The 18,105-nt window shown below is 66.9% G+C and carries 20 protein-coding genes; 8 read left to right on the top strand and 12 right to left on the bottom strand.

Features of this window, described 5'->3' with window-relative positions:
* Positions 1 to 38 precede the first annotated feature (38 nt).
* A complete protein-coding gene (locus IW245_RS11955) occupies positions 39 to 1,142 on the bottom strand; it encodes a tetratricopeptide repeat protein (RefSeq protein WP_197003247.1) in 1,104 nt (367 codons plus the stop codon).
* Between the two features lie 224 nt (positions 1,143 to 1,366).
* On the opposite strand from IW245_RS11955, the gene IW245_RS11950 reads away from it, so the two are divergent.
* Entirely contained in the window at positions 1,367 to 1,849 is a 483-nt protein-coding gene (locus IW245_RS11950) for a P-loop NTPase family protein (protein WP_197003246.1), read from the top strand.
* 141 nt (positions 1,850 to 1,990) lie between these two features.
* Here IW245_RS11950 and IW245_RS11945 read toward each other — a convergent pair whose 3' ends face one another.
* From IW245_RS11945 to IW245_RS11915, 7 genes are all read right to left on the bottom strand, one after another.
* Positions 1,991 to 2,293, bottom strand: a complete 303-nt coding sequence (locus IW245_RS11945) for a DUF4190 domain-containing protein (RefSeq protein ID WP_197003245.1) — start codon at positions 2,291 to 2,293, stop codon at positions 1,991 to 1,993.
* Between the two features lie 594 nt (positions 2,294 to 2,887).
* Positions 2,888 to 4,966: an NPCBM/NEW2 domain-containing protein gene (locus IW245_RS11940; protein ID WP_197003244.1), complete on the bottom strand. Its 2,079-nt coding sequence runs from the start codon at positions 4,964 to 4,966 to the stop codon at positions 2,888 to 2,890.
* Positions 4,967 to 5,045: 79 nt separating this feature from the next.
* Entirely contained in the window at positions 5,046 to 5,999 is a 954-nt protein-coding gene (locus IW245_RS11935; RefSeq protein ID WP_197003243.1) for a LacI family DNA-binding transcriptional regulator, read from the bottom strand.
* 494 nt (positions 6,000 to 6,493) lie between these two features.
* Positions 6,494 to 7,144 carry an HAD family hydrolase gene (locus tag IW245_RS11930; RefSeq protein WP_197003242.1) on the bottom strand — a complete coding sequence of 217 codons (651 nt, stop codon included), beginning with the start codon at positions 7,142 to 7,144 and terminating at the stop codon, positions 6,494 to 6,496.
* A gap of 82 nt (positions 7,145 to 7,226) precedes the next feature.
* Positions 7,227 to 7,658, bottom strand: a complete 432-nt coding sequence (locus tag IW245_RS11925) for a hypothetical protein (RefSeq protein WP_197003241.1) — start codon at positions 7,656 to 7,658, stop codon at positions 7,227 to 7,229.
* A 225-nt stretch (positions 7,659 to 7,883) separates the two neighbouring features.
* Positions 7,884 to 8,063: a hypothetical protein gene (locus IW245_RS11920; protein ID WP_197003240.1), complete on the bottom strand. Its 180-nt coding sequence runs from the start codon at positions 8,061 to 8,063 to the stop codon at positions 7,884 to 7,886.
* A gap of 340 nt (positions 8,064 to 8,403) precedes the next feature.
* Entirely contained in the window at positions 8,404 to 8,811 is a 408-nt protein-coding gene (locus IW245_RS11915) for a glycoside hydrolase family 101 beta sandwich domain-containing protein (RefSeq protein WP_197003239.1), read from the bottom strand.
* Between the two features lie 413 nt (positions 8,812 to 9,224).
* Between IW245_RS11915 and IW245_RS11910 the strand changes: the two genes are divergently transcribed.
* Complete coding sequence (locus tag IW245_RS11910; protein ID WP_197003238.1) at positions 9,225 to 10,136, top strand: hypothetical protein; 912 nt, start codon at positions 9,225 to 9,227, stop codon at positions 10,134 to 10,136.
* 27 nt (positions 10,137 to 10,163) lie between these two features.
* On the top strand, positions 10,164 to 10,367 hold the full coding sequence (locus tag IW245_RS11905; RefSeq protein WP_197003237.1) for a hypothetical protein: 204 nt from the start codon (positions 10,164 to 10,166) through the stop codon (positions 10,365 to 10,367).
* 46 nt (positions 10,368 to 10,413) lie between these two features.
* On the opposite strand, the gene IW245_RS11900 is transcribed toward IW245_RS11905, so the two are convergent.
* Genes IW245_RS11900 through IW245_RS11890 form a run of 3 tightly spaced genes read right to left on the bottom strand, consistent with a single transcriptional unit; the run spans position 10,414 to position 11,776 of the window.
* Positions 10,414 to 11,145 carry a TIGR02391 family protein gene (locus IW245_RS11900; protein ID WP_197003236.1) on the bottom strand — a complete coding sequence of 244 codons (732 nt, stop codon included), beginning with the start codon at positions 11,143 to 11,145 and terminating at the stop codon, positions 10,414 to 10,416.
* Positions 11,146 to 11,147: 2 nt separating this feature from the next.
* Positions 11,148 to 11,450: a type II toxin-antitoxin system PemK/MazF family toxin gene (locus IW245_RS11895; RefSeq protein WP_197003235.1), complete on the bottom strand. Its 303-nt coding sequence runs from the start codon at positions 11,448 to 11,450 to the stop codon at positions 11,148 to 11,150.
* 53 nt (positions 11,451 to 11,503) lie between these two features.
* Complete coding sequence (locus IW245_RS11890) at positions 11,504 to 11,776, bottom strand: hypothetical protein (RefSeq protein ID WP_197003234.1); 273 nt, start codon at positions 11,774 to 11,776, stop codon at positions 11,504 to 11,506.
* Positions 11,777 to 11,985: 209 nt separating this feature from the next.
* On the opposite strand from IW245_RS11890, the gene IW245_RS11885 reads away from it, so the two are divergent.
* Positions 11,986 to 12,342 (top strand): hypothetical protein, encoded by a 357-nt coding sequence (locus tag IW245_RS11885; RefSeq protein WP_197003233.1) that lies wholly within the window; start codon positions 11,986 to 11,988, stop codon positions 12,340 to 12,342.
* A gap of 105 nt (positions 12,343 to 12,447) precedes the next feature.
* On the opposite strand, the gene IW245_RS11880 is transcribed toward IW245_RS11885, so the two are convergent.
* Positions 12,448 to 13,173 (bottom strand): hypothetical protein, encoded by a 726-nt coding sequence (locus tag IW245_RS11880; RefSeq protein ID WP_197003232.1) that lies wholly within the window; start codon positions 13,171 to 13,173, stop codon positions 12,448 to 12,450.
* A 1,191-nt stretch (positions 13,174 to 14,364) separates the two neighbouring features.
* On the opposite strand from IW245_RS11880, the gene IW245_RS11875 reads away from it, so the two are divergent.
* From IW245_RS11875 to IW245_RS11860, 4 genes are all read left to right on the top strand, one after another.
* Complete coding sequence (locus tag IW245_RS11875; protein WP_197003231.1) at positions 14,365 to 15,024, top strand: site-specific integrase; 660 nt, start codon at positions 14,365 to 14,367, stop codon at positions 15,022 to 15,024.
* A 411-nt stretch (positions 15,025 to 15,435) separates the two neighbouring features.
* Positions 15,436 to 15,849 (top strand): DUF6188 family protein, encoded by a 414-nt coding sequence (locus tag IW245_RS11870; RefSeq protein WP_197003230.1) that lies wholly within the window; start codon positions 15,436 to 15,438, stop codon positions 15,847 to 15,849.
* A 343-nt stretch (positions 15,850 to 16,192) separates the two neighbouring features.
* A complete protein-coding gene (locus tag IW245_RS11865) occupies positions 16,193 to 16,768 on the top strand; it encodes a TetR/AcrR family transcriptional regulator (protein WP_197003229.1) in 576 nt (191 codons plus the stop codon).
* A 1-nt stretch (position 16,769) separates the two neighbouring features.
* Positions 16,770 to 17,870 (top strand): glycosyltransferase, encoded by a 1,101-nt coding sequence (locus tag IW245_RS11860; RefSeq protein ID WP_197003228.1) that lies wholly within the window; start codon positions 16,770 to 16,772, stop codon positions 17,868 to 17,870.
* The last annotated feature ends 235 nt before the right edge of the window (positions 17,871 to 18,105 follow it).

Raw genomic sequence — 18,105 nt, 5'->3', positions numbered from 1 at the left:
TCCGCGACAGGCCTAAATGATCAACTTTCATACACTGCCTACCCACGTCGCCGGTACCCGGTCACCATCCGTAGCAGGAGGAAGAAGATCAGCGATCCGCTGAGGATGATGAGCATGGATGTGATTCGCTGGCCGAATGTCGATGCCGTGAAGGCGACTGTTCCTGAGCCGATGAGGAAGCCTGCGAGGGTGACGAACAGGCCGAGGATCTCCACGACCTTGAGGGTGCTCTCCGACACCACACGCTGGGCGGATTCGACCTTCTCGGCGAGCTTGGTGGAGGCTTCGGTGATCCGGCGGTCGGCTTGGGCGGTGACCTGGTCGGCGAGGTCGCGGGTGAGGGTGTCGGCGTACTGGCGCATCTGCCTGGTGGCGGTGATCAGTTCGCGTTCGCGTACGTAGTCCTGGTGGACGGCGTTGTTGCCGGGGGCGAGCATGCCGATGGCCCGGTCGATCTCCTCGAGCGCCTGGTCGTAGCGGCCGAGTTTGCGCAGCGCGTAGGCGCGCCGGTAGAAGAGGTTCGCGTCGCCGGTGCCGGTGGTCATCATCGAGTTGGACAGGTCCAGCACCAGTTGCGGCTGGTCCGGGACATGGTCGGCGAACCAGATCGCGTGCAGGCACACGTGCCGGGTCCTCCCGTCGGCGTCGGGTGCGGCGATCGCCTGCCGGTAGAGCTCAAGCCCCCGTGCGGTACGCATGCCCAGCGCCGCGAACGCGGCCAGCGCCAGAATGAGGGCGTCATCGCCGAATTCGGTCAGCCAGGTGTACGTCTGCGCCTGCAGCGCCTCGAACTTGAAGTCGTACCGCAGCCGTTGGCCGTGCACATAGGCCAGGATCAGCCGGTGCCGGCGGCTGGCCGTGGCCGCCGCGTCCCAGTCGGCGGAGCCCGGGTAGCGCTGCCCGGCGTCCCGGGCGAGCCAGGCGAGGTCGGCCGCGATCGATCGGATCTCAGGCAGCGACAGCCCGTGGCGTTCAGAGCGGGTGGCGAGCTCGCTGATCCATGACAGGCGATCGCCCCGCGTCCCGGTGGCGAGGTGCTGGACGAGACGGGCGCTACGTTCGGCCCCGGTCAGCGATGCTAGATCCTCGTCGATGCGATCCGGCTGTACCGGGATGCCCTGTGCCGTCTCCTGATCCACCACGCCCGCTCCATCCACTGTGCTGTCGTCAAACGTGGTCACATTAGCCGGCGTCCAGGCGGTGGTCGAGCGCCTGGCGGCCTAGTGATCGAAAATCGATGGCACGCTTGTCCGGTCGCTGCAACGACAAGCCCCAGCGACGCAGGTAGATCAATCCTGCGCCTTGATGCGGTTGGTTAGCTTTGCGATGTGCGGGCCTGGCTGGGGGTGTGTGTGAGGCGGGTTTGGTGACAGGCAATGCCGGTTCGGGGAAGTCCACCCTCAGCCGGCAGTTGGCGGCGGGTTTGGACCTTCCGTGGTTCGGCCTCGATCAGATCGTGTGGCAGGAGAGGTGGCGTAAGACGCCCGAGGTGGAGCGGGACAGTAGGATCGCGGACCTCATCGCCCAGGAGTCGTGGGTCGTTGACGGCGTCTCGGATCAAGTGCTCCGTGCCGCCGATGCGGTTGTCTTTCTGGACGTTCCCCGGTATCGCTGCTACGGGCGCGCGGCCAGAAGGAACGTCCGATACTTGTTCTCATCGCGCCCGGAGCTGCCCGATCACTGTCCTGAGATCTTGATCATTCCCCGGCTCGTGAAGATCATCTGGCGGTTTCCTCGCCATGTGCGACCCCGGATCCTGGCGGGTAGGGCCGAATACGGGCAGGACAGGACCTTCATCCATGTCCGGTCTCAGATCGAACCGGGGCAGATCCTTGCGCGCCTTCGGTAGTTCATGACCATTCGTTGATCACCGCGATCAGGACCGTGGCTTCGTAGTGGGCGGCGAGCTTGACATCCATAGGGGCATCAAGCTCGCCGTCCGCTACGTGGCCACAGTTCTCATCGCCGTGATCGGCGAGCGGCTACACCCTCAATCGAAGTCCTTCATCGTCTGATACATCAGCACGAGGACCGCGAACATCAACACCGTCAACGTCCAGCCGATAACGACGGCAGCGACAGCGGCCCAGCGCCCAGATTGCCCGCTCTTGCCTATCTGCCACAACGCCACATGGCCCAAGACCGCGCCGACCATCCCCGTCAGGCCGTTGGTGACCCCGAGCGCCGAGAGCACCAACGCGGCGACCGCGAGTCCGCTCAACGGTCGGCTTGCGATCAGTCGCCGCCCGTCCAAGCCACCACCGTCCAGGCCGCCTCGCGCATCACCGATCATCGCCCGATGATGCCTCACCCGGCACACTCATGAAACACGGCCCTTGATCAACTTTGAAACGTGATCGTCGCCGAGGGCGGGCACCTTCGTAGGATCGGCGCCGACCGCGACATTGACGTGCGCGCAGTCGCCGACTACCTGGCCCCGGTGCGGTGACGGCCGGTGAGATCTGCGGCGCGGTGCTGACCACGGTCCGCCCGGACCACGAGGGGGACCGGGCGGTCGCGCTGATGCGGCCACCGGGCGATCCGTCGCCTGCCGGGTCGTCGAGGACGGCCGCGTCGTCTTCGACTGAGAGCCTGGCCGATCTGGTGTCGGCGCGATGGACCGAAGGACCGTGGGTCCGATCGCCGCAGGTTCGGCCGCCTGCAGGTACGGCGTGGGTCCGATTCCGCGGGTCAGGAGCGTCCGCGGGAGAAGTAGTGCCTCCTGACCGGCGTTCACGGGTTCCTGCTTGCGCCATCCGCGCTGTGACCGTTGTACGAACAGCCCGCAGTGAACCTGAACGCATGCCCACCCCGTGGAGAAGCCCATGAGATGAGCACGCGTCCCGCACATCCGGTCAGGTCGGTTGCCGGGGTTGTCCGAGGATGATCAGCAGGTGATCGTCGGCCCCGCCCAGTCCGCGTGGTCGGAGTTGGCTCCGTCGCCGGCGTCGGTGACGACGAGTCGCAGTTCCTTTGCCCCGGTCAGGTTCGCCGTGAGGCTGCGGGCCGCCTCTGCGCCTCGGACCACGCCGCTGTCGGCGACCTTGACGCCATCGGCGTAGATCTGGAACACCACGGAGCCGCGCGTGCCGGCCTCGGCGTCCATGCCGACGTCGGTGCCCAGCGTCGAGCAGGTGCCGCCGAGGAAGTACACGATCTCGCTGGCGGCGTTGGTGCCGAGGCCGGTCGGGTAGTACACGCCGCCGATGTAGATCGGGTGGCCGTCGTGGGGGCCTTGCTCGCCGTTGCTGCGGTCCCGCTCGACCGGACCCCAGGCGCCGGCGGCGCTCTGCCAGGGCAGGGCGCTGAGGCTCCAGGTGCCGGCGGCCGGGCCGTGGCCGCAGATCACCTGGGCGTTCGCCCAGTCGGCGTGGTCCCAGTTCATGCCGTCGCCGGCGTCGGTGGCGACCAGCCGCAGTTCCTGGCCGCCGGTCAGGTCGACGGTCAACCGGGTCGCGGGGTCGGCACCGGTGCGGCGGCCGCTGTCTGCGACCAGTGCGCCGTCTTTGCGGACTTGGAAGACGACCGAACCGCTGGGGCCGGTCTCGTCGTCCACGCCGACGTCGGCGGTGAACGACGTGCAGTCGCCGCCGAGCTGGTAGACGATCTCACTGCCGGCGTGCACGCCCAGGCCTCGCGGGTAGGTGGTGCCGCCGATCGTCATCGTGCGGCCGTCGCCGTCGGCCTGGTCGCCGTTGCTCAGGTTGCGTTCGACCGGGCCCCAGCCGCTGGTCGCGCTCTGCCAGGGTAGGTCGGCGAGTTGGGTGATGCCGGTGGGCATGCCGGGCCGGCCGTTCGGGGTGACCCGCAGCAGCATCGTGCCGTGCCCCGGGACCACCGCGCTGAACACGCCGGCGCTGGTGCTGGTCGCCTTCGTCCACAGGTCCTTGACCGCGTACGCCGACGAGCCGCCCATGCCGAGTTCCGCCGCGGTGGTGGTGATGGTCAACGGCCGGTTGTTCTCGTTGACCAGGGCGACAGCGCGGTCGCCGTTGGCCAGCACCTTGACCATGACCGTCTTGCCGCCGGCGTTGGTGACCTCGGTTGCCGAGCGGCCCAGCGGGTCCTGGTCCAGGGCGATCACGTCGCGGTCGCGCAGGATGTTGAGGGTTGCCGCTGACACGGTGCGCAGGTCGCTGCCGATCAGCAGCGGTGCGTTCATCATGGCCCAGAGGCTGAAGTGCGTGCGGTACTCGGTGTCGGTCATGCCGCCGTTGCCGACCTCGAGCATGTCGGGGTCGTTCCAGGCGCCCGGTCGGCCGTAGCTGGCCAGTGACGCGTTCTGGTGCGCGATGGTCATCATCGTCGGCCAGTTGTCGCTGATGTCGCCGGTGGTCCGCCAGGAGTTGCCGATGCCCTGCGCCCACTCCCATGGCGCGTTGGCACCCCACTCGCAGATGCTGTACACGATGGGTCGTCCGGTGTTCTTCAGCGCGTCACGCATCGCGGTGTAGCGCTGCTTGGCGTCGACACCCTGGTTGTTGCAGTTGTCGTACTTGAGGTAGTCCACTCCCCAGGAGGCCCACAGGTTGGCGTCGGCCTGCTCGTGGCCGAGCGCGCCGGGGAACCCTTTCACGTCACAGGTGTGCGTGCCGGCGCTGGAGTAGATGCCGAACTTCAGCCCCTTGGCGTGCACGTAGTCGGCGACGGCCTTGATGCCGTTGGGGAACCGGACCGGGTCGGGCACCAGGTTGCCGGCGGTGTCACGGTTCGGCAGGGCCCAGCAGTCGTCGATGTTGACGTAGGTGTAGCCGGCGGCTTTGAGTCCGGAGCTGACGTACGTGTCGGCGATGCCGGTGACCATCGCCGCGTTGAAGTCCGGACCGCAGCCGGTGGAGTTCCAGTTGTTGAAGCCCATCGGCGGGGTGCGGACCAGGCCGTTGTCGAGGGCGGCGGCCGGCGTGGCCGGCACCACCAGGAAGGCGGCCGCCAGCACGCCGGCGGCCAGGATGAGTTTCTTGCGCATGGAGCGACTCCTTCAGACATGAGTCAACGAAATCCATCACAAGAGAACTCGTTTGATCGATCAAAGTCAACGTTTTACGTCATCCTTGGCGCACCGGCGTGCTCGCCCGGACCAACAGCTCGCCGGCCACCAGGGCACCGTGCTCCGGCGTCGGGCCGCCGGCCAGCCGGTCCAGCAGCCGCCCCACCAGGACCCGGGCGATCAGTCGGACCGGGATCCGCACCGAGGTCAACGCCGGGCTGACCAGATCGCACAGCGGCAGGTCATTGAAGCCGGTGACGGCGACATCCCGGCCCGGCACCAGTCCGGCCTCGCCGATCATCCGGTACCCGGCCAGCCCGAGCCAGTCATCGCCGGCCACGATCGCGGTGGGCCGGTCGGCGGCGCGCAGCGCGTCCGGCAGCGGCCGCGACTCGACAGTCAGCCCGAGACGATCGGCGGCGGCGAGGAACCCAGCCCGCCGGTCCCGCATCCACGGCAGGTCCTCCGCTGCGCCCAGGTACCCGACCCGCCGGTGCCCCTGCGCGACCAGCAGCTCGACGACCTCGGCCATCGCCGCAGCGCTGTCCACATCGACCCAGCCGCCGGACCCGCCGAGGCGACCGAAGGCCACATAGGGCACGCCCGCGGCGTCCAACTCGGCGAGTCGTGGATCGGCGCTCAGCACATCGGAGAGCACGAACCCGTCCACCTGCCGGGCGGCGATCACCTCGGCGATTGACGCCCGGTCGGTCCGGGTCAGCAGGATCCGAAACCCCCGGGTGCCCGCCTCGTCGACCAGACAGTGCAGGAAGCCGCCCATCAGCGCATTGGGCCGGTCGGGGTTGTCCGGGGGCACCGGATACGCGACGGCGTGCCGGCTGCCGGTCCGCAGACTGCGGGCCGTGGGGTCCGGCCGGTAGCCGAGCGCCTCGATCGCGGCCGTGACCCGGGCCAGAGTGTCGGGGGCGAGCCGGTGCGCGGCGTTGAGCGCGTTGGACACGGTCTGACGGGAGACGCCGGCGGCGCGCGCGACATCGGAGATGGTAGCCACGCCCTGATCATTCCCGCGTGCCGGGCCTACCGGAAGGACGCGGCGGTGAGTGCCCGAACAGATGACACGGCTGGCACGCTGACCCAGACCTGACGGGGTATGCCACGCACCATCCACCGTGCCTCGGTCGCGCGACGGAATGCTCGAGTGTGGCACTCGAGGAAGCGAGTTTGGCAACTGAAGGGGATCCGACTGCCGGGTCACCCAGGAAGCGTGACGGGCGGTCAGGCTGTTGGGGGTCGGGATGACGTCGTAGGGTCCTCATCGATTTCCCAGAACGCTTGGGGTCCGTGCTCGCGGATGAAATGGCGTTCGATCTCGTGGATCGTGTACATACCGGCGATGTTGATGACGTCGATGCCGGCGTAGTCGGTGCGGTCCGTTACAGCGGGTGCTCCGGTGTCAGGCCCGTCGGCGGCTGTGCTGCGGTGGCACGGAGCGGCTTGGGACTACACGTCGCCGGACGGCTCGGGCCTGCCCCTCGCGCGGCATACTCAGGATGGTGAGGGCACGTCAAGGACGATGTCCTTCAACTCCATCAGGGTCTTGATGCGATAGGTGGCCTGCGAGAAGTCGTTCGCCTTGGCGAAGTCGTTGTAGACGATGGCGCAGTCGATACCGGCAGCCACGGCCGAAGTCAGCCCTCGGGACGAGTCCTCCACGACCAGCGTCTCCTCCTTGGTGGCCCCGAAGCGCCGGAGACCGGTCAGGTACGGTTCCGGGTGCGGCTTGGCGAGCGCGTAGTCCTCACGGAGAAGAATGAAATCCATGAATTGCCGAATGTGGCGCTTCTCGTGGATGAGGTCGAAGTCCACACGTTTCGCCGTCGTCACGATGGCCATGCGGACGTGTCTGGACAGCTCGGCGAGGGCGTCGACGACGCCTTCGACCTCGATATCCTCCGTCTTCAGGTACTCCTGATAGAGATCGTTTCGCACCACCCGCAGCCTGTCGATGGTCTGCTCGTCAACGCCAGCCTCCCTGGCCCGGATCCACGTGCCCAGCCCCTGGTTCATGTCCCGAAGGTATTGATCCTTGTCGAGGGCCACGCCGATGTCGGCCAGGGCGCGCTCCCCGGCCTTGTAATACCAGAACTCGGTATCCACCAGCACACCGTCGTGGTCGAAGAGGACGTACTTCTTCACTTTCCTGATCCTTCCATGATCACTGATCGGTGAACAGGCCGCTGATGACCAAGCCGGCGCCGCACCACATGATGTCGCCGCCTCAACTCCAGATGGCAAGTATCCAGAGTCCGCCGATCACCGTCACGCCGAACGGCAGATCCACATGACCGGGCCGCATCAGGAGGCGCCGGATCGGGCCAGCGTTGTCCATCTGTTCGTCCGTCATGTAGTGCGCAAACGAGGCTCTGATCAGGTACAGCATCATCATGAGGATGATGAGGCCGAGTATCAGCCCGTCGAACGGCCCGGTGACTTCAAGCTTGTAGAACAACATCAGGATGGAGTCCACAGCCAGAGGAGCTGGGAGCAGTATTGCCCAGGCGATGCCGCGGGCGAGGTTGCCCAGGGACATTGCTGTGTTGTTGTCCTGCTTGTTCGCGACCCAGCCTCGGACCGTCTTCGGGTCGTCATGGGTGACCGCCCCGATCGGGCGGGCAAGCAAGGAAGCGAGCAACGCGCTGACGTCGGTCACCGCGTCTGCCCATGCTTGAATACGCCGCAGAGCATCAGCTGAACGCACAGGGGACCGAAGCGGTGTCAGAAGTGCTCCACGCGGCGTTGTCGGAGCCCGAAGGCCTCCATGTCGGCGCGGCCACGATGCTGATGGCTCTCTCCGCTTGCGCCTCGGACGAGGCCATGTTCCGCGGGAACGACCTGCTCGATGCAACCCGTCCCGCAGAACGTCGTGCCATGCGGGTCATGCCATCTTCATGCCTTCCCTGACCTTGGCCAGAACCTTCTCAGCTGCTTCGTTCAGCGTCACCCCGGTCATATCATGCTTACGGAGGTGGTCCTCCAGGATCTTCCGGAACTCCTCTTCATTGTCAGACGCGATGAGACTGTCATCATCTTCACAGACGTACTTGTACTCTTTCATCGTCTTCTTCCTTCCTGGTTTCCAGAAGCCGTCCGACACCGTCTGAAGTCGAATCCGGCTCGCCGGGGGTATATGCGCCAGTGAGGAGATAGTTCAGCGTGGCAGAAATAGCTGCTCAGGCAATTGTAAGGCCAGAACTTGAAGGCGCTGCTCCAAACATTGATTCACCTGGTGACTAACTGTTCCGGGAAAGGTGTCGGGCTGTTCCGGGAAAGGTGTCGGGCACGCGCCCGGTTAAGCTAAATCGACCTCGCTCGCCCGGTCATCCTGGTGCTGGCGGCGTGGATGGTTACCTTCAAAGGGATCCGCGCCCACTGTCGCAGACCTGCCGTCCGGGACGTCAGGTGCAACACCGGAGATAGCCGGCATCGCCCGCGACCAGGGGCCTCGGGCTGTCCATAGGCCAAACGGCATCGTAGCGAGCCTGGCGACGAGTCGGGGCTGCGCGCGCGGCTACCGGTCGGGTGTCAGCGGCCGCCTGGTGGCGTCGGCCGAACGCCCGCAGCGCCGCCCGCCACCGACCGGCCTGAGTGTGCTTGCCGGTGTCGGTCAGCTGGTACGGCTTCACCGACGCCCGGCTGCCCCACGACGTCGGCAGCGTCCAAGTGGTGCTCGCCGAGGCCGCGTTCCAGCGGTACCGCTTGGTTTCCGCGCTCTGGCTCCACGGCAGCAGGTAGGCGTCGCCGTTGAGCACCAGGTGCCCGTCCTTGCTGATCTGCCGGGTGCCGCCCGCGGTGGACACCGACACCCCGCCAAGCTGACGAATTCCTATTTAAGTGTCGAACAGGATGATGGGCTCGCGACTATCGAGTCCGGTTGGGGGTTCGGTGGTGGCGGACTGTTTCGAGGTGGGTTCTCGCCTTTCCGGCACGCCGAGGAGGCGCCGACCCTGGCTTAGCAGTTAATAGCTGTTAACCGGTTTGAGGCTGCGTTGAGGGAACCTTCATGTCCCGTTAGCTGACGCCACGTGACGATGTGGACCTTCGCTTGGCGCGAAGCGTGTCCGGCGGTTGTCCACGGAGCCCCGTACATGATGGCCGTGGAAGGACGCCCCTTCGCAGGAAACCTCCTCCTCGCGGTCCTACCGGGTTGTCCGTTTACCCGGCCGGATCCAGCACATACACTCCGTGCACCAGTCGTACGGCCCGCAGGGGGGTTGACGTGGGTTCCGATCTCGAGACCGAACTTGACCGGGCGCTGTCGGACGGCCCGTTCCACCTGGCGTTGTCGCTGGCCGTCCAGCGCCCGGGCCTGGGCCTGGGCCGGCTGCAGTGCCGGCTCGCCGAGCGCGGCATCAAGATCAGCACGGCCACGCTGAGCTACTGGAGCACCGGCCGATCCCAACCCGAGCGGGAGGGGTCGCTGCACGGAGTCGCCGTCCTGGAGGAGCTGCTGCGGCTGCCGCCCGGGGCCCTGGTCGGGCTGCTCCGCTCTCCCCGGGTGCGTAGCCGCGGCCCCAGGAGCCGGAACATGGATCTGGGCCTGTGGCCGTCCATCGTCGATGTGGTCGAGGACTTCGAGATGCCGGTCCGGTCGGTCCTGCGGCCGTTGAGCATCGACAACCACGTCACGATCGGCGCGAACGGGTCCGTCCGACAGGGACGGGTGCGCATGACTCTGCGGTCCCTGGCCGACGGGGTGACCCGGAAGGTCATGGCGTGGTGCCCCGAGAAGCCGGTTTCCGGGCCGCCCCGGCTGGTGGACCTGGCGGGCTGCCGACGCGGCGGGGTGCGGTGGGACCCGGCAACGGGCCAGTTCAGCGCGGAGCTGCTGTTCGGCCGGCCGTTGGCCGAGGGGGAGACGACGATGATCGAATACACCGTCGTGCCGCCGACGGACATGGGGCCTGAGACGCGGTTGGGGCAGGTCGTGCTCGAACTCCTACCCTTGTACACCCTGCACATCAGCTTCGCCCCGGGAGCGGTGCCGGCCCGGTGCGTGGCGTTCCACCAGGCCACGGCGTCCGCCCCCGAGGAGGAACTCCGCGAACTGCTGCCCGACGACATCCCCAGCGTGTGCATCGCGGTCACTGACGCCCGCCCAGGGGTCTACGGCATCCGACTGGACTGGTAGCCGGCCTACGTCGGCACCCAGGTTCGCATGCTCGGCGGGATCCTGATGTTCCTGCACACAGCGAACGGAATTCCTGCCGGCCTCACCAGGAAGGAGATCGACGACGATGTGGTGCAGGTGAGAAACCGCGCGATCCACAAGGGCCACGCTCCCACTCCTGTGGAGGCGGAGGCGAAGGCGGCGGTGGAGTGCGTGGCGCGAGTGGTCACGGCGGTGCTGCGGCTGCATTGACGAGGAAGGGCCGCACCCAGTGCATGCGGCCCTTCCTCTGCCCCGATTAGCGCAGCACAGTGGCGGTGTCGACCCATCGAGCCAGGACGCTGAAAGCCGCGAGTTGTTCCAGACCGTGGTCTTCTGGGAGTTCGTCCTGGACGGTGTGGCTCGACGGGTTGCGGATCGCGGCGAAGCAGCCTTCCGCGTAGGCCATGATGCCTCGGTGCAGGCTGGTGAACGTCCTGGAGCCGTCGTTGACCATCAAGCGCAACCGGGGCTTTCCGGGTTGTGGGTCGTCGGTGGTGAAGATCTGTTTGAACAGGTCCGTCTCCGAGACGTCCCGGCGGCCGGCCTTGTTCTGGGTCTCGGCGTTGAGCATCACCGCAGCGGCGCGGACCGCTTCGCGATAGTGGCCGCTCTGCCACAGCGACCGGGCGCCGTCCCAGATCCACGGGTGAAGATGCGCGGCGTTGAGCTCGGGCGCGTTGTCTCCGAGCTTTTCGCGCACCTCGTCCTGGCGGAGCAGGACGGCCTTTACCCGCTCGGCTGTCTCCCGGTGCTGGCACCACCGGTTGACCTGGGTGTTGTCTTCGCTGGGCACGACGTGCCGCCAGTCTTTGATCACGCGGTCAAAAAGTTGCTCCACGACCTGTGCCGAAGCCAGGATGTCGGCGTCCTCGCCGCGGTTGCTGAGATGGGAAGTCATGATGATCATCCCGGGTGGATCGGGCGGGTAGTACAACTCGGTCAGGCGCAGGAAGTTGTTCAGCTCCGTCAGTGCCCAGTCGGTGTCCATGTTTAGCCGACCGGCCGGGCCCCGCGGATGACCCGGCAGGATCCTTCGATCAGGTCGGTGATTTCATCGGGGGCGAGCTGGCCGAAGTGCTCGCCCGCGTACTCGACCGGCAGCCAGGTGAGCCGGTCGCAGAGCACGACGCCCCACGGGGTCTCGATCGCGGTCTTCAGCGGGGTGGCCCGGAGCCGGGTGCCGACCTCGATCTCGGCGACGAGCACGGTCGGGCCGCCGGCCTCGTTGTACAGGTCCGACGACGCCACGACGTAGAGCTCGCGCTCACCGGTCAGCGGCGACGGGTCGGACACGCGGACCTCACCCTGGTAGGGCCGGCTGGACTGCGGGGGGATGGCAGGCTGGTTCACTCCGCGTCGGTTCCCAGCTCGCGGTCGGCCTTCCATGCCGCCAGGCCCCGGCCCATGGCGGCGGCACGCCGGCGGAGCCGGTCGGGGTCGGCGGCGTCGGCCGCGCGCAGCATCTCGGCGTGCTCGGCGAATTCAAGCCGGGTGATCAGTTCCTCCAGGGCGTGGCCGGTCATCGCGGACACGTTGGTCCCGTCGCGCTCGGCCCAACGTCGGGCCGCCGCGACCATCTGGCTCGGCAGTTTCACCGTCACCGAAGTCGTCATTGTCATGGCCCAGATCCTACTCCGCTGCGCCGTCCGTGACGCCGTCTGGTTCACCGTCTGAAACGCCGCCTGGGCCACCGTTTCGGACTTCGGGCTCGACGTAGCCATAACGGGTCTTCATGACTACTGGCCCAGGAGGTCGTTCGAGCTGTGCTGCACACGTGGATCAGGGCCCGCGACGCCCGCGTATCGACCTAATTGAGACACTAGTGCCCATGTCATCCGAACATGGTCACGATCTGGACTGGCCTGAGTTCGGCCGGGTGCTGCGTGCCGCTGGTGTGCCGGTGCCCGCTGGTGAGCTGACAGAGGCGGGCTTCGTGGACTGGCTCGCCGGAGTCGTGCGGGTGTTGGAGCGCATGGCCGGCGCACTCGGCACGGCCGTCAAGTTGGGCGGGGCCCTGGAGATCGAGCCGGACCAGATCGACCTGCTGGGGCGGTGGGTGCGCGTAGCGATCTCACTGGAGGAGCACCTGCGGTGCGCCGCGCCGAAGGTGCAGGATCTCGCCGACCGTCTTGGGTTTCTGACCTCGACCGTGACCGCCGGCGTGCTGGTCACCCGGCCTGCCTGACTCGCGGGGACGTGGGCGACGAGCTCGGCGCGGCCGACCGCCGCGAACGGAACGGGCCTGACGCAGCATCGGACTGACCAATCAGCGCCGGCACTCCACGAGAGCTCATGACGTGATCATGGCTGTGGCTGTGGCTGTGTCGAGGGCCGGGGGAGACGGCGGGATCCCGTCGTCGTTCTGAAACGGGCGCCCCGGGGGCGAGAACGGGTCGCCCGTCGGGCCGAGGGTGGTCTGGGCTCCGCCCTGGACGTAGACGCGCTCGCCGAACACCCAGTAGTGCAGGTCGAGCATCGCGGGCCTGGGCCACAGCACCAGCCCGGCCCCGCCGATGGTGCCGTAGTAGCTGGTGCGGGCCAGGTTCTTCAGGTGCGGCACGAGCTTCAGGCCGTTGTCGCGGCCTGCGATGGCCTGGGTGGTGGCTGCGGTGACCAAGTCGGCGAGCTGGAATTCCGCGAGCAGGTTCGACGGGGCGGTCACGATGGGCGTGAGCACCCGGTTGGCCTGGACGTACTGGGTGCCGGATTGGGTCAGGGTCAGGGCTCTGGCCATCCACGCCCCGTGTGCGGCGTTGCCGCCGCCGGGTCGGTCGGCCATGGCGATCCCGTTCTCCCGCTGTTCCTCCAGGAGCATCTCGATCCGCTCGTAGAGCCACCTGAGGATCTCTGGCTGGATGCGCTCCTCGGACCAGTCGAGCAGGCCCCGGCTCCAGACCACAACGGTGCTTTTGACACCGAGTTGGTGGGCCGCGTCGAGCATCCCGACGCGCAGCCGGGTGATCGTGTCACCGCTGGCGGCGGCTTGGGTGGTGTTCTTCGGCGGCTTCCACTTCATCTCTCCGCCTCATACCTTCTGAGGCTAGACCGGGTTTGCCGATCGCTCTGTCCGTATTGCGCAGTATCGGCTTGCTCGTGGACGGGGGAGTCCTCGCAGGTCACGCACTGGAGGTCGGAGGCTGGGTCTTGGTCGCCGCGTCCGGGCTGGCGGTTGCTATTCGGCTCGTCTCCGACGGCCTTGCAGTATTCGCTCTCAGGGCCGACGTTACGTCCACGCAATGCATTTGGAAAAATGTCGCGCGGCAGATCATTGTCGTGGCGGAAGGCGCGGCGCTGATTTCCGGAATCACGGAACATGGACTGCTGGCCGTATTGATCGGGGCGGGGGCGCTTGGCCTCCGCATTACCGCTGATGTGGGTTTCCCGGCGATAGGCAGGCGTGGCGTTGGTGTGCGAGCGCCGCTGTTTGTTGCAGGCCAGCGAGCGGCGCCCGCCGGCGCCCTGCCCTTGGCGGGGCGCGCGCACAGCGGCGAAGGGCACCCGGCTGGCCCGGGCGCAGGCGCTGAAGACGTACTTCCTGTTCCTGGAGTTGCGGCACAAGGTCGAGATTCACCAGCTGACCGGACGGATCGTCGAGTGCCCGATCGACGAGCTCAACCGGCCCTGGGGCCAGCGCGACGCCGCGCTGCGAATCCCGCCGTCAGCGCCGCAGGTCGAGGTGCTGTTCGCCGGCTGGCGGGGTGACCTGGTGACCTGCCGCAAGTTCGCCCCGACCTCGCCGACATCAAGTGGGACCTCGGCCGGTTCGGGAAACTGCACGTCCGAGCCGGCAAGGGCGCCCGGGGCTCTGGGGCGCGCGAGCGCATGGTGCCGCTCGCACCAGCGGCAAGACCGGTGGAAGGGCCACCGCAGTCCACTTCCTCGAGGGCGTCGGCGCCCATCATCAGTTGTTCCTGGCGAACCTGCACTCCCAGCGTGGTGCTGCGACGATCGGGCCAGGCAAGGGATACGGCCGTCGAGGAAGGCCCCGCAAGCAGCCCCCTCCGGTCGTCTCGCGGCCGGCGTCCCGCTGGGTCCAGCCGTTGCTCGTCGATGGGATCCGCCGCGACTTCTCCCGGTTCGACGAAAGGGCCCCGCTGATCCGGCCAATCCGTGGCTGGCCTGGGCCACCCATGTTGCCCACCGATTCGGCGAGGGGCGGGGATGGCCACGAATCGTTCACGACACAGCCCGCCGCGGCCTCGTCATCGTGCTGTCCGGACACGTCGACGGCGACCAGGTCTTCTACTCCGACCTCCTGGCCGGCCTGAACCGGGCGACCGTTCCGATCCAACGGGTCGCCGAGGTTCTCGCCGAAATGGGCGTCCTGGTCGACGACCGGCCACGGGCGTTCGACGGTTGGCTGGAGCGCAAACTCACCGGTCTGGCATCCGGCGTCGCCGGCGACACCGGGACCTGGCTGCGGACGCTGCACGACGGCGGACCGCGCGCCAAGCCCCGGGCTCCGTTCACCACCTACAACCACATGAACAACATCAGGCCAATCCTGCTGGACTGGTCGATCCGCTATGGGCACCTACGCGAGGTGACCCGTGACGACATCCTCGCCGCGATCGAGGACAGGAACGGCTCCACCAGGAGAAACGTGCTGGTGTCCCTGCAGTCACTGTTCTCCTTCTGCAGGAAGAACAACCTGATCTTCCGTAACACGACCCGGGGCATCAAGGTCGGCGAACACGCCTACGGCGTCATCCAGCAACTCCGGACCGCCGACATCGAACGCGCCGTCGCATCGGCAACCACCCCGGCCGCCCGGCTGATCCTCGTCCTGGCCGCGTCCATGCCGGTCGCAACAAGCAGGTTGCCCAACTGCTCCTCGACGACGTCGACCTCGGCAACCGGAGGCTGATCATCGCCGGACGCCTCCGCCCGATTGACGAGTTCACCCCCAGGCCCTCCTCGACTGGCTGGATCATCGCCGCGCCCGCTGGCCGAACACCGCCAACCCTCACCTACTCATCAACCAGCACACCGCCGTGGAGATCGGCCCGGTCAGCACCTTCTGGGCCAAGAAGTCCCTCCGCGGCCAGACCGCGACCCTCGAACAACTCCGCGTCGACCGGCAACTCGACGAAGCCCTCACCGTCGGCGCCGACCCGCTGCACCTGGCCCGCCGTGTTCGGCCTGGACCCCAAGACCGCGATCCGCTACGCCCACGCCGCCCGACAACACCTCGAAACCGCCGCAGAACGACACTTCGAGTGAGCTCGGATTCCGCAGCCGTCGCAACTTACCCAGCCCTACGTGTCAGGCTATCCCGATGATCGAACCGACCGCCCTCGTCGAGCACGACGACCGCTGGTTGCTGCCGTTCCGCGGCAGCCAGGTCGAGCAGATCCGGGTCAGCCACCAGCTGATTTTGATCCTGGACTGCGGCGCCGAGGTCACCATCGAAGCTCCAGCGACGCTGACCCACGGCCCAGCTTGGAGCCCCACGGCCCAGCCCGTCGAGCTGGTGCCAGAGCGACAGGACGTCGCCGCGGCACTGCCGTTGTTCGGAAACCGAGTGTTGTCCTCGGTCGTTTTCAAAACCGGAAGCCTGCGGCTGGTCTTCGACAGCGGCCTGCACCTCAACGTGAAGCCCGCCCCGGACTTCGAGGCATGGAGCGTGACCGGACCAGCCGATCTGCGCTTGGTATGCATGTCAGCCGGCGATCTGGCGATCTGGCAGTAACCCACGGGACCACAGGTTCGCCGGGAACCCAGAGGCTGACACCCATTTTTGACCCGAACCCACGTGAGTTCGACCCGAAGAACCCTCAGTTTCCCTGAACTCCGGGAACTCGTGGGGCTTGAGGACCAACATTCGGGAAAGTCACGTTAAGCCTCCGGCCGGTTCGCCCGCTGGTTGTGGTGTCTGGAATTGAAGGAGCACTCAAAGGATCAATGCATCGACCTCGAGACGCAGAGTCGGTTGGGGTCGGTCGAACCTGATGGATTTCGTGTTAATTGCTATTGACGTCAACTATGATTTGGTGTGAACTGTAATTGATATGAAAACAAGTCGGCAGTACACCATGAAGACTCGCGCCGAGACCGTCGAGGCCACCCGGCGCCGCATCGTGCAAGCCGCCTTCGGCCTGCAGACCGAGCGGCTCACCCCCGCAATCGCGCTCGAAGCCGTCGCCGAACGAGCGGGGGTGAGCGTGCAGACGGTGCTTCGCCAGTTCGGGAGTCGCGTTGGGCTGTTCGACGCAGCAATGGAATACGGCGCCGAGGTCGTCACCGAGGAGAGGCGAGCCATTCCCGGCGACGTCGAAGGTGCCACCCGTGCCATCGTCGAGCACTACGAGTTGCGCGGCGACGGGGTCATCCTGCTGCTCGCCCAGGAAAGAGTGGAGGAAGCGATCTGCCGGATCACCGAGCGGGGACGCAAGCTCCACCGAGACTGGGTCTTGGAGACCTTCGCCCCCTCGTTGGAGAAGGTGGCGCCCCCGGACAAAGAAGCTCTCATCGACCTACTCGTGGTCGCGACCGACGTCTACACCTGGAAGCTGCTCCGCCGTGACCGGGGCCTCAGCCGAGAGGCGACCGAGCTACGCATCATGCACCTGCTGAGCACCCTGCTCGGCACATCCCACAAGGAGGCCTGACATGGCCGACATCCTCTTCGCCACCTGGGACGGCGGCGGCAACGTTCCGCCCGCGCTTGGCCTCGCTGCTCGGCTCGGCGACCGGGGGCACCGAGTTCGCTTCCTTGGCCACGACGTCCAGCGTGCCGCAATCACCGCGGCAGGGTTCGAGTTCACTGCCTACCAGAAGGCGCTCCCCTTCTCATCCGCCAGCTCCAACCCGCCCGAGGTCGTGGCTGCGACCTTCGGCGACCGGGGCATGGGCGAGGACGTGGTCACCGAGGCGAGATCCCGACCGACGGACCTCGTGATCATCGACTGCCTGCTCATCGGAGCACTGCACGCCGCGAACCAGGCAGGGTTGCGCTACGTCACCCTGGAGCACCTCTTCGACGGCTTCCTTCGCACTGGCTGGCTCAACGGTATGGCACTGGCTGAACCGATCCGGATTCTCGAGCCAGCGCGGTGTTGGAACTCGGCTGCGATGACTCTGGTGGCGTCGCTCGCCGAACTCGACCCTGGTGCGGCAGTCCGCCAACCGGCGAATCTCCACTACACCGGCCCGATGGTGACGGGCTCACCTCGATCCACGACGGACTCGGCGGTGCTGGTCAGTCTGAGTACCTACAACTTCCCGGGGCAAACCCTCGCAATGCAAAACATCCTGGATGCCCTCGCACCCCTGGACACCCGGATAGTAGTTACGACAGGCCCAGTGATCGACGGCGCCAAGTTGCAGGTCCCTAGGAATGCGGTCGTACACCGATTTGTCCCCCATAGGGAACTCATGCCTCATGTCTCGCTGGTAGTCGGCCACGGCGGACACGCGACGACGATGCAGGCTCTTGCCCACGACCTGCCGGTCGCGGTAATGCCGATGCACCCACTCCTCGATCAACCGATGGTCGGCGAGGCAGTCGAAGCCGCCGGAGCAGGGCGCCTACTGCGCAAGGAAGCTACCCCAGATGAGCTACGCCCCATCCTCGCAGAACTCAACCAAGACGGACCACATCGTACGGCCGCCGCCCGGCTAGGCGCCGCGATCCGCGCAGCACACGGCGCGGACACCGGCGCCGAACTCCTCGATGAACTGATTGGCCAGCCGGCTACGGGCCGCTATTAGTTTAAGTTCCTCTCGTCGTTGATCCAGGCCCCGCCGCCCGGTGAAGACCGCGTCCCGGCGATGAACGAACAGTTCAGGCTCAGCGACGCCGAACGCCACCTTCTGATCCTCGACGCCCTCGCCTGGCAGGACGCCGAGATGGAAGCCGGCCGGCTCGACACCGCCTGGGCCGAGGGCACCGCGGTCAAGCACCGCCAGACGCTCACACACTCTTCGGCCGGCTCGGTGCGCACCT

Origin of the sequence: Longispora fulva, assembly GCF_015751905.1 — a bacterium.
GTDB lineage: Bacteria > Actinomycetota > Actinomycetes > Mycobacteriales > Micromonosporaceae > Longispora > Longispora fulva.
Note: the sequence above shows the minus strand (reverse complement) of the source record. Positions and strands in the feature narration are given on the sequence as shown.

What these genes read in the sequence shown, in the direction of transcription:
- IW245_RS11945 (WP_197003245.1), bottom strand. Translation starts at nt 2,293, where the DNA reads ATGATCGGTGATGCGCGAGGCGGCCTGGACGGTGGTGGCTTGGACGGG.
- IW245_RS11940 (WP_197003244.1), bottom strand. Translation starts at nt 4,966, where the DNA reads ATGCGCAAGAAACTCATCCTGGCCGCCGGCGTGCTGGCGGCCGCCTTC.
- IW245_RS11920 (WP_197003240.1), bottom strand. Translation starts at nt 8,063, where the DNA reads ATGAAAGAGTACAAGTACGTCTGTGAAGATGATGACAGTCTCATCGCG.
- IW245_RS11905 (WP_197003237.1), top strand. Translation starts at nt 10,164, where the DNA reads ATGCTCGGCGGGATCCTGATGTTCCTGCACACAGCGAACGGAATTCCT.
- IW245_RS11900 (WP_197003236.1), bottom strand. Translation starts at nt 11,145, where the DNA reads ATGGACACCGACTGGGCACTGACGGAGCTGAACAACTTCCTGCGCCTG.
- IW245_RS11890 (WP_197003234.1), bottom strand. Translation starts at nt 11,776, where the DNA reads ATGACAATGACGACTTCGGTGACGGTGAAACTGCCGAGCCAGATGGTC.
- IW245_RS11885 (WP_197003233.1), top strand. Translation starts at nt 11,986, where the DNA reads ATGTCATCCGAACATGGTCACGATCTGGACTGGCCTGAGTTCGGCCGG.
- IW245_RS11880 (WP_197003232.1), bottom strand. Translation starts at nt 13,173, where the DNA reads ATGAAGTGGAAGCCGCCGAAGAACACCACCCAAGCCGCCGCCAGCGGT.
- IW245_RS11870 (WP_197003230.1), top strand. Translation starts at nt 15,436, where the DNA reads ATGATCGAACCGACCGCCCTCGTCGAGCACGACGACCGCTGGTTGCTG.
- IW245_RS11865 (WP_197003229.1), top strand. Translation starts at nt 16,193, where the DNA reads ATGAAGACTCGCGCCGAGACCGTCGAGGCCACCCGGCGCCGCATCGTG.
- IW245_RS11860 (WP_197003228.1), top strand. Translation starts at nt 16,770, where the DNA reads ATGGCCGACATCCTCTTCGCCACCTGGGACGGCGGCGGCAACGTTCCG.